Origin of the sequence: Mesorhizobium sp. M0189 (assembly GCF_040322135.1) — a bacterium.
GTDB lineage: Bacteria > Pseudomonadota > Alphaproteobacteria > Rhizobiales > Rhizobiaceae > Mesorhizobium.
On record NZ_JAMYSW010000006.1, the window covers coordinates 30,701 to 39,604 of the forward strand.

Genomic DNA, 8,904 nt, shown 5'->3' on the forward strand with positions numbered 1-8,904 from the left:
CGCTCGTTTCCTCGTCTCGGACATTCGCCCGCATTTTTGAATTCTTCTATTCTGCCGCCGCCAGCACCGGTTCGGCGCGGTGTGCGTTGCGCGAAAACTCGTCGATGCGCCGCTCCACCTCGCCGCGGAAATGCCGCATCAGGCCCTGGATCGGCCATGCCGCCGCATCGCCAAGCGCGCAGATCGTGTGGCCCTCGACCTGCTTGGTCACGTCGAGCAGCATGTCGATCTCGCGCTTCTGCGCCTCGCCGCGCACCAGCCGTTCCATCACCCGCCACATCCAGCCGGTGCCCTCACGGCAGGGCGTGCACTGGCCGCAGCTTTCGTGCTTGTAGAAATAGGAAAGCCGCGCGATCGCTTTCACGATATCGGTCGATTTGTCCATGACGATGACAGCTGCCGTGCCGAGGCCCGATTTCAGGTCGCGCAGCGCGTCGAAATCCATCGGCGCGTCGATGATCTGCTCGGTCGGCACCAGCGGCACCGACGCTCCGCCCGGAATGACCGCCAGCAGATTATCCCAGCCGCCACGAATGCCGCCGCAATGCGTCTCGATCAGCTCGCGGAACGGGATCGACATCGCCTCTTCGACGGTGCACGGATTGTTGACGTGGCCGGAGATGCAGAACAGCTTGGTGCCGACATTGTTGGGCCGGCCGAAGGACGAGAACCAGGCGGCACCGCGGCGCAGGATGGTCGGCGCGACAGCGATGGACTCGACATTGTTGACCGTCGTCGGGCAGCCATAGAGGCCGACATTGGCCGGAAATGGCGGCTTAAGCCGTGGCTGGCCCTTCTTGCCCTCGAGGCTTTCGAGCAGCGCCGTTTCCTCGCCACAGATATAGGCGCCGGCGCCATGATGCATGTAGATGTCGAAATCATAGCCGGAGGTGTTGTTCTTGCCGATCAGCTTGGCCGCATAGGCCTCGTCGATGGCGCGTTGCAGCGCCTCGCGCTCGCGGATGAACTCGCCGCGCACATAGATGTAGGCGGCGACCGCGCCCATGGCGAAGCCCGCAAGCAGGCAGCCTTCGACCAGCGTGTGCGGGTCGTGGCGCAGTATGTCGCGGTCCTTGCAGGTGCCGGGCTCGGACTCGTCGGCATTGACGACGAGATAGCTCGGCCGGCCGTCGCTTTGCTTGGGCATGAACGACCATTTCAGCCCGGTCGGGAAGCCCGCGCCGCCACGTCCGCGCAGGCCGCTGGCCTTCATCTCATTGACGATCCACTCGCGCCCCTTGGCGATGATGCCGGGCGTGTTGTCCCAGGCACCGCGCGCCATGGCGCCGGCCAGCGACTTGTCGAAGCGGCCGTAGATATTGTTGAAGATGCGGTCTCTGTCCTGAAGCATTGCTCGTTCCTCAGACCGGCTTCTTGCCGGTCGGCCGGCTTTTGTTTCCGGGCGACGGCGTGGCCGCCTTGGCGGCAGTCTTCGCCGGTTTAACCTTGGCCTCCGGCGCTTTGAACGCAGACGCCGGCTCGGCCTTGTTCTTGGGGCCTTTGCGCTGTTTCGAGACGTCCTCGACCTGCGGCTCGGCCTTGTTGGCATTGGCGGCCGAATGCAGCGGCGCTGCAACGCTCGCCGCCTTTTCCGCCGCGGGCGCGACTTTTGTCGCCGATGGCGATTTCAGCGCCGGACTGGTCTCGACAGCGTCGGTCTTCGGCTTGCTGGCATTCGAGGGCGCAACCGGCGCCGGCGCGGCAGAAGCGGCTGGCGGGGCCGGCGCCGCGGGTGCTGCGGCGGCAGCCGCCGGCGCCGCTTCCTTGGCGGCCTTGGTCGCCGCCCTGGTTTCCCGGTCGCGGGTCGCCTTCAGGATCGCCTTTTCACTCTTGAGGGTCGTCAGGCCACTGGCCGGCTCTGAGGTGACGCGGCCGTTTTGCGGTCCTGGCGTCACCGAAGCACCCTTGCCGGCGTCATAGAGGTCGATGATCTCGGCAAGCCGCTCCGGCGTCAAATCCTCGTATGTGTCCTTGAAGACCATAACCATCGGTGCGTTGACGCAGGCGCCGAGGCATTCGACCTCCTCCCACGACAGCGTGCCCTTGTCGTTGGTGTGGAACTGGTCGTGATGGATCTTCGAGCGGCACACATCCATCAGCGATTCCGAGCCGCGCAGCATGCAGGGCGTGGTGCCGCAGACCTGGACATGCGCGCGGGTGCCGACCGGATTGAGCTGGTATTGCGTATAGAAGGTGGCGACTTCTAGCCCGCGAATATAGGGCATGCCGAGCATGTCGGAGATCGTCTCGATCGCCGCCTTGGTCACCCAGCCTTCCTGCTCCTGCGCCAGCATCAGCAAGGGGATGATCGCGGATTGCTCGCGCCCCTTCGGATATTGCTTGATCCACTGCTTCGCCGCTGCCGCATTCGCCCGGTTGAAGGCGAAGGAGGCTGGCTGGAGGCTGGCTTCTGCGAGACGGCGGACTGACATTTAGCGATCGACCTCACCAAAGACGTATAGGTTCGTCATCTTGCTGCGGCCTCCTTACAAAGTTTCGCCGTACCGTCGAAACATTGGAAAGTCGGCGAATTTGTCATGACAGGCGGGCAAACGCCGGATTTACCAGCCAAGCGAGCAACAAGCCGCGCGAACCCTGTTTTGCCGGAAGCGGCTGCCGATACCTCCGCCTTAGAGAAACTCGCGCCATCCGGCGCTGCGACGCTACACTCGCATGTATCTCTCTTGAAATAGAAAGCATCGACATCGGCGGATTCTGCTGTCGCACTTTCTTGCATGCCAAGCGTGACGTAGCTCAGCTTGAAGTGCTGCTTCACAAGATCGGAAGCATCGATAGACGCTCCGCACTCGATTGCATATGCAGGGTGCATTGCGACAGCAATGACGATTAACATGAGGCTCAGAATGCGATTCACCGATCGACCTCACCAAACACGATGTCGAGGGAGCCGAGAACGGCGGTGACGTCGGCCAACATGTGGCCGCGGCACAAAAAGTCCATCGCTTGCAGATGCGCAAAGCCGGGGGCGCGCAGCTTGCAGCGGTAGGGCTTGTTGGTGCCGTCGGAGACGAGATAGACACCGAACTCGCCCTTCGGCGCCTCGACCGCGGCATAGACCTCGCCGGCCGGAACGCGGTAGCCTTCGGTGTAGAGCTTGAAGTGATGGATCAGCGCTTCCATCGAGCGCTTCATCGCCGCGCGCTTCGGCGGCACCACCTTGCCGTCGAGGTTAGACACCGGCCCGCTGCCCTCCTTACCGAGCAACAGGTCGACGCACTGGCGCATGATTTTCGCCGACTGCCGCATCTCTTCCATACGCACCAGATAACGGTCGAAGCAGTCGCCGTTCTTGCCGATCGGAATGTCGAAGTCCAGCTCGGCATAGCATTCGTAGGGCTGCGATTTGCGCAGATCCCACGGCGCACCCGAGCCGCGCACCATGACGCCGGAAAAGCCCCAGGCCCAAGCGTCGGCCAGGGAGACGGTAGCGATGTCGACATTGCGCTGCTTGAAGATGCGGTTGCCGGTCAAAAGCGCGTCGAGGTCGTCGACCGACTTCAGGAACGGGTCGATCCACTTGCCGATGTCCTCGATCAGCTTCTGCGGCAGGTCCTGGTGGACGCCGCCCGGCCGGAAATAGGCCGCGTGCATGCGCGAGCCCGAGGCGCGCTCATAGAACACCATCAGCTTTTCGCGCTCGACAAAACCCCAGAGCGGCGGCGTCAGCGCGCCGACATCCATCGCCTGCGTCGTCACATTGAGGATGTGCGACATAATGCGGCCGATCTCGGAGTAGAGAACTCGAATAAGCTGCCCGCGCTTCGGCACCTCGATACCGAGCAGCCGCTCGGCGGCGAGCGCAAAGGCATGCTCCTGGTTCATCGGCGCGCAATAGTCGAGCCGGTCGAGATAGGGCACGGCCTGCAGATAAGTCTTGTGCTCGATCAGCTTTTCCGTGCCGCGATGCAAAAGCCCGATATGCGGATCGACGCGATCGACGACTTCTCCGTCAAGCTCCAGCACAAGGCGCAAAACGCCATGCGCAGCAGGGTGTTGCGGGCCGAAATTGATATTGAAGTTGCGAACGGAGGTTTCAGCCATTTACTGCTTTGCCTTCTCATCTCCCGGAAGCACGTAATCCGTACCTTCCCACGGAGACAGAAAATCGAAATTGCGGAATTCCTGCTTGAGCTCGACCGGCTCGTAGATGACGCGCTTGGCTTCGTCGTCGTAGCGCACCTCGACGAAGCCGGTCAGCGGAAAGTCCTTGCGCAGCGGATGGCCCTCGAAGCCGTAGTCGGTCAGGATCCGGCGCAGATCGGGATGGCCCGAAAACAGCACGCCATAGAGGTCGTAGGTCTCGCGCTCGAACCAGTCCGCGCCGGGATATATGCCGGTGATCGACGGCACCAGCGTCTCTTCGTCGGCCTGGACCTTGATGCGGATGCGGATATTCTGCCTCGGCGACAGCAGGTGATAGACCACGTCGAAGCGCTTTGCCCGCGACGGATAATCTGCGCCGCAAACGTCGATGATCGAAATGAACTGGCATTTCGGGTCGTCGCGCAGGAAGGTCACCACCTCGATCAGGTCGCGCGGCTCGACCGAGATAGTGAGTTCGCCATAGGCGAGCACCGCTTCGCCGATCCGGCCGGTCAGCTTCTCGCCAAGATAGGTCGAGAGGTCATTCAACGCCTGGGTCATGCCGCTCACCGTTCGATCGTGCCGGTGCGGCGGATCTTCTTCTGCAGCAGAAGGATGCCGTAGAGCAGCGCTTCAGCGCTCGGTGGGCAGCCGGGCACGTAGATGTCGACCGGCACGATGCGGTCGCAGCCGCGCACCACCGAATAGGAATAATGATAATAGCCGCCGCCATTGGCACAGGAGCCCATCGAGATGACGTAGCGCGGCTCCGGCATCTGGTCGTAGACCTTGCGCAGCGCCGGCGCCATCTTGTTGGTCAGCGTGCCGGCGACGATCATGATGTCGGACTGGCGCGGAGACGCGCGCGGCGCGACACCGAAACGCTCGCTGTCGTAGCGTGGCATCGAGGTGTGGATCATCTCGACGGCGCAGCAGGCGAGGCCAAAGGTCATGAACATCAACGAGCCGCTGCGCGCCCAGGTGATCAGCGCCTCGGTCGAAGTGACGAGAAAACCCTTGTCGGCGAGTTCGTTGTTGATCTCCAGGAAGAACGGATCATCCTCCCCCACCGGTCTGCCGGTGTTGGGGTCGATGAGGCCCTTGGGCTTCGGCGCGACGAGCGTGCCGGAACTGTCGTTCAATCCCATTCCAGCGCTCCTTTTTTCCATTCATAGGCAAAGCCGATGGTCAGCACCGCCAAAAACACCATCATCGACCAGAAACCGAGCATGCCGATCTGACTGAACGACACTGCCCAAGGAAACAGGAAGGCCACCTCCAGATCGAAGATGATGAACAGGATCGACACCAGGTAGAAGCGGATGTCGAACTTCATGCGGGCGTCGTCGAACGAGTTGAAGCCGCACTCATAGGCGGAAAGCTTTTCCGGATCGGGGTTGCGGTAAGCCACCAGGAACGGTGCGGCGAGCAGCGCCAGGCCGACGACCAGCGCCACGCCGATGAACAGGACGATGGGCAGGTACGAACCTAAAAGTGCGTTCATGCTGCAGTTTTCCGTTGGCGGCCAATCCACTCTGATTACAGCACCGGACCCACTTGCGGAAGCGTGACAGATTAACCACTGAACCGTTTTAAGGGGGCTCTATGCTGCAACGCGGCGAGGGTTAGCGCAGCGCTTTCGGCGAAGCAAGTCAAACCTTGTTCAAATCGCGGTGCTGGACGGCATATCCGGGAAAACTGGTCCGATCCGCTCCTGTTTGATTTCCTTCACTTTTCACTCCACTTTTCTCTCCTGACATAGATGCCGCCAAAACCTTGCTAGCATGGGGCGGAATCGCAGGTCATTTTCTCTGTCTAACATCGTCCGGATACCGCCTTCATGAAAGAAAAAATCTCGCTTGCCCTGGCCCGTCGCATTGCGCTTGCGGCACAGGGATTCAATGACCCGCGCCCCAGCGGCACGCCTGACCGCCGGCATCTGGCCCGGGTGCTTGCACGTACCGGCCTGCTGCAGATCGATTCCGTCAGCGCCGTGGTTCGCGCCCATTATATGCCGCTCTATTCGCGGCTTGGCCCCTACAAGCTGGCGCTGCTCGACGACGCCGCGGTGACACGCAAGCGCATGGTCTTCGAATATTGGGCGCATGAAGCCTCGTTCCTGCCCGTCGAGACCTATCCGCTGATGCGCTGGCGCATGCGGCGGGCCGAGCGCGGCGAGGAAATGTACAGCGGACTGGCAAAATGGGGCCGCGAGCACGCCGCCTACATTGAGGACATCTATCGCGAGGTCGCTGAACGAGGCCCGATCGCGGCGTCGGCTTTCGAAGGCCAGAAGGGCTCGGGCGGCTGGTGGGGCTGGAGCCATGCCAAGCATGCCTTCGAATGGCTGTTCTGGGCGGGCCGCATCACCACGGCGCACCGGCGTGGTTTCGAGCGGTTCTACGATCTGCCGGAGCGCGTGCTGCCGCTAACGGTACTCGCTTTGCCAGTTCCGTCCCCCGCGGACGCCCACCGCGAACTGCTGCGCATCTCCGCCCGCGCCCATGGCGTCGCCACGGCGGGCGATCTGCGCGACTATTTCCGCCTCTCGCCCGCCGACATCAAGGGCCGCATCGAGGAACTGGTCGAGGCTGGCGACCTGTTGCCGGTGAGCGTCGAAGGCTGGAGCAAAACAGCCTATCTCCACAAGGACGGCCGTTTGCCGCGCAGGATCGAGGCGCGCGCCTTGCTTGCGCCGTTCGATCCCGTCGTCTTCGAGCGGTCGCGCACCGAGCGGTTGTTCGACTTCCACTACCGCATCGAGATCTACACGCCGGCCGAAAAGCGCCAGTATGGCTATTATGTGCTGCCGTTCCTGCTCGGCGACAGCATCGTCGGGCGCGTCGACCTCAGGGCCGACCGCCCGGCCGGCGTATTGCGCGTCCATGCCGCCTATTCGGAGCCCGGCGCCCCGCCGCAAACTGCCGCCGCCCTTTTCGAGGAATTGAAGCAGATGCAGGGTTGGCTCGGGCTCGAGCGCATCGAGGTGACGGCTGCCGGCGACCTCGGCCAGCCGCTCGCAGATATCGCCGCGTCATAGACGTGCGTTGACACGACTGCCTTCACAAGCCTAAATCCGTTCCAGACGGTCCCCTGCCCGCAACGGCAAGGGCCAAGAGGGAATGCGGTGCGAAATCTCGATTTCAAATCCGCGGCTGTCCCCGCAACTGTAAGCGACGAGCCAAGGCCGAAAACCACTGGGATATTCCCGGGAAGGCGGCACCCAGGCGATGACCCGCGAGCCAGGAGACCTGCCGTCTAGGACATAAGAATCCGATCGCCTGGCGGGTTTTCCGGGCAAGGAGCCTGATTTGGAACGCGACAGCAGTTTTCCGGCTGAGACAGCGGATTTATTGTCCGGCCATGGTGATTCCCCGGCCGGCGTTACCGTCATCGTCTGCTCGTCCTGCCGTGACGAGACCGGTTCGGACGCTTATCCCCGCGCCGGCGAACTGCTCGCCGAGCACACGCGCCGCGCCGCTTCCAGCGAAAACATTAAAATCCGCACCGTCGAATGCCTCGGCAATTGCAAGCGCCGGCTCAGCGCCGCGATGCTGCGCGACGGCTGCTGGAGCTATGTCTTCGGCGACCTGACCACGACCAGCGGCACCGATCTGGTGACGGGGGCAAAGCTGTTCGCTACTTCGACGGACGGCCTCATTCCGTGGCGCGGCCGTCCCGATTGCCTGAAGCGCGGCTTGGTTGCCCGCATCCCTCCCCTCGACCTTTTGAAGGACTTGATATGACTTCCCCAGATTCGGCCGCCAACGTTTCGCGCGTCCCCTGCACCGTCGTCACCGGCTTTCTCGGCGCCGGCAAGACGACGCTGATCCGCCATTTGCTCGAAAACGCCAAAGGCAAGCGCCTGGCCATCATCGTCAACGAGTTCGGCGATATCGGCATCGACGGCGAGATCCTGAAGGGCTGCGGCATCGACACTTGCCCCGAGGAAAACATCGTCGAGCTGGCCAATGGCTGCATCTGCTGCACTGTCGCCGACGACTTTGTCCCCGCGCTCGACCAGATCCTGTCGCTGACGCCGAAGGTCGACCACATCCTGATCGAGACGTCCGGGCTGGCCCTGCCCAAGCCGCTGGTCCAGGCCTTCCAGTGGCCGTCGGTGAAAAGCCGCGTCACGGTCGATGGCGTCATCGCTGTCGTCGACGGGCCGGCGCTGGCTGATGGCCGCGTTGCCAACGACATGGACGCCCTGCAGGCGCAGCGCGCGCAGGACGAGACGCTCGACCATGACGATCCTGTCGAGGAGGTGTTCGAAGACCAGCTCGCTTGTGCCGACCTGATCATCCTGTCGAAGAGCGACCTGCTGGACGCAGCCGGCGCGGCGCGCGCCAATGCCGTCATCGGCAAGCATGTTGCGCGGGCGGTGAAGATCGTGCCGACCTCGCAAGGCAAGGTCGATCCGTCGGTGCTGCTCGGCCTTGGTCTCGCCGTCGAGGACGACATCGAGAACCGCAAGACCCATCACGACGACGAGCTCGACCACGAACATGACGACTTTGACTCGTTCGTCATCGACATTGCGTCGGTGTCCGACCCGGACGAGCTGGCACAACGCGTCGCCACGGCGGCGGAGGAAGAAAACGTATTGCGCGTCAAGGGTTTCGTCGACGTCGGCGGCAAGCCGATGCGGCTCTTGCTGCAGGCCGTCGGTCCGCGCGTCAACCACTATTACGACCGCGCCTGGACCGCTGAAGACGATCGCCGCTCGCGCCTCGTCGTCATCGGCCTGAAAGGGCTGAACCGCCCGGCGATCGAGCGTATCCTCGCCGGCTGATCCCA

The 8,904-nt window shown here is 62.8% G+C and carries 10 protein-coding genes and 1 riboswitch; of the genes, 3 read left to right on the forward strand and 7 right to left on the reverse strand.

Annotated elements, in window-relative coordinates; all coding sequences use genetic code 11:
* Positions 1 to 46: 46 nt before the first annotated feature.
* Genes nuoF through NKJ09_RS13490 form a run of 7 tightly spaced genes read right to left on the reverse strand, consistent with a single transcriptional unit; the run spans position 47 to position 5,608 of the window.
* Entirely contained in the window at positions 47 to 1,351 is a 1,305-nt protein-coding gene (nuoF, locus tag NKJ09_RS13460) for an NADH-quinone oxidoreductase subunit NuoF (protein WP_352496387.1), read from the reverse strand.
* Between the two features lie 10 nt (positions 1,352 to 1,361).
* Positions 1,362 to 2,432 carry an NADH-quinone oxidoreductase subunit NuoE gene (nuoE, locus tag NKJ09_RS13465; protein WP_352496386.1) on the reverse strand — a complete coding sequence of 357 codons (1,071 nt, stop codon included), beginning with the start codon at positions 2,430 to 2,432 and terminating at the stop codon, positions 1,362 to 1,364.
* A 35-nt stretch (positions 2,433 to 2,467) separates the two neighbouring features.
* The gene (locus NKJ09_RS13470; protein ID WP_352483044.1) at positions 2,468 to 2,875 is read right to left on the reverse strand and encodes a hypothetical protein; all 408 of its coding nucleotides are present in this window, start codon (positions 2,873 to 2,875) and stop codon (positions 2,468 to 2,470) included.
* Positions 2,872 to 4,062: an NADH-quinone oxidoreductase subunit D gene (locus NKJ09_RS13475; RefSeq protein ID WP_023720747.1), complete on the reverse strand. Its 1,191-nt coding sequence runs from the start codon at positions 4,060 to 4,062 to the stop codon at positions 2,872 to 2,874. Before NKJ09_RS13475 ends, NKJ09_RS13470 begins: the two co-directional genes overlap by 4 nt.
* Entirely contained in the window at positions 4,063 to 4,665 is a 603-nt protein-coding gene (locus tag NKJ09_RS13480; RefSeq protein WP_023720748.1) for an NADH-quinone oxidoreductase subunit C, read from the reverse strand.
* Between the two features lie 5 nt (positions 4,666 to 4,670).
* The gene (locus NKJ09_RS13485) at positions 4,671 to 5,252 is read right to left on the reverse strand and encodes a NuoB/complex I 20 kDa subunit family protein (RefSeq protein WP_023720749.1); all 582 of its coding nucleotides are present in this window, start codon (positions 5,250 to 5,252) and stop codon (positions 4,671 to 4,673) included.
* Complete coding sequence (locus tag NKJ09_RS13490) at positions 5,243 to 5,608, reverse strand: NADH-quinone oxidoreductase subunit A (protein WP_023720750.1); 366 nt, start codon at positions 5,606 to 5,608, stop codon at positions 5,243 to 5,245. The genes NKJ09_RS13485 and NKJ09_RS13490 overlap by 10 nt, the downstream gene beginning before the upstream one ends.
* Before the next feature lie 336 nt (positions 5,609 to 5,944).
* Between NKJ09_RS13490 and NKJ09_RS13495 the strand changes: the two genes are divergently transcribed.
* The 3 genes from NKJ09_RS13495 to cobW all read left to right on the forward strand — a co-directional run bounded on the left by NKJ09_RS13495 (position 5,945) and on the right by cobW (position 8,899).
* Positions 5,945 to 7,144, forward strand: a complete 1,200-nt coding sequence (locus NKJ09_RS13495; protein ID WP_352762878.1) for a winged helix-turn-helix domain-containing protein — start codon at positions 5,945 to 5,947, stop codon at positions 7,142 to 7,144.
* 29 nt (positions 7,145 to 7,173) lie between these two features.
* Positions 7,174 to 7,377, forward strand: a riboswitch (cobalamin riboswitch).
* A 38-nt stretch (positions 7,378 to 7,415) separates the two neighbouring features.
* The gene (locus NKJ09_RS13500) at positions 7,416 to 7,850 is read left to right on the forward strand and encodes a DUF1636 family protein (protein ID WP_023720752.1); all 435 of its coding nucleotides are present in this window, start codon (positions 7,416 to 7,418) and stop codon (positions 7,848 to 7,850) included.
* Positions 7,847 to 8,899, forward strand: a complete 1,053-nt coding sequence (gene cobW / locus NKJ09_RS13505) for a cobalamin biosynthesis protein CobW (RefSeq protein WP_023720753.1) — start codon at positions 7,847 to 7,849, stop codon at positions 8,897 to 8,899. The genes NKJ09_RS13500 and cobW overlap by 4 nt, the downstream gene beginning before the upstream one ends.
* The last annotated feature ends 5 nt before the right edge of the window (positions 8,900 to 8,904 follow it).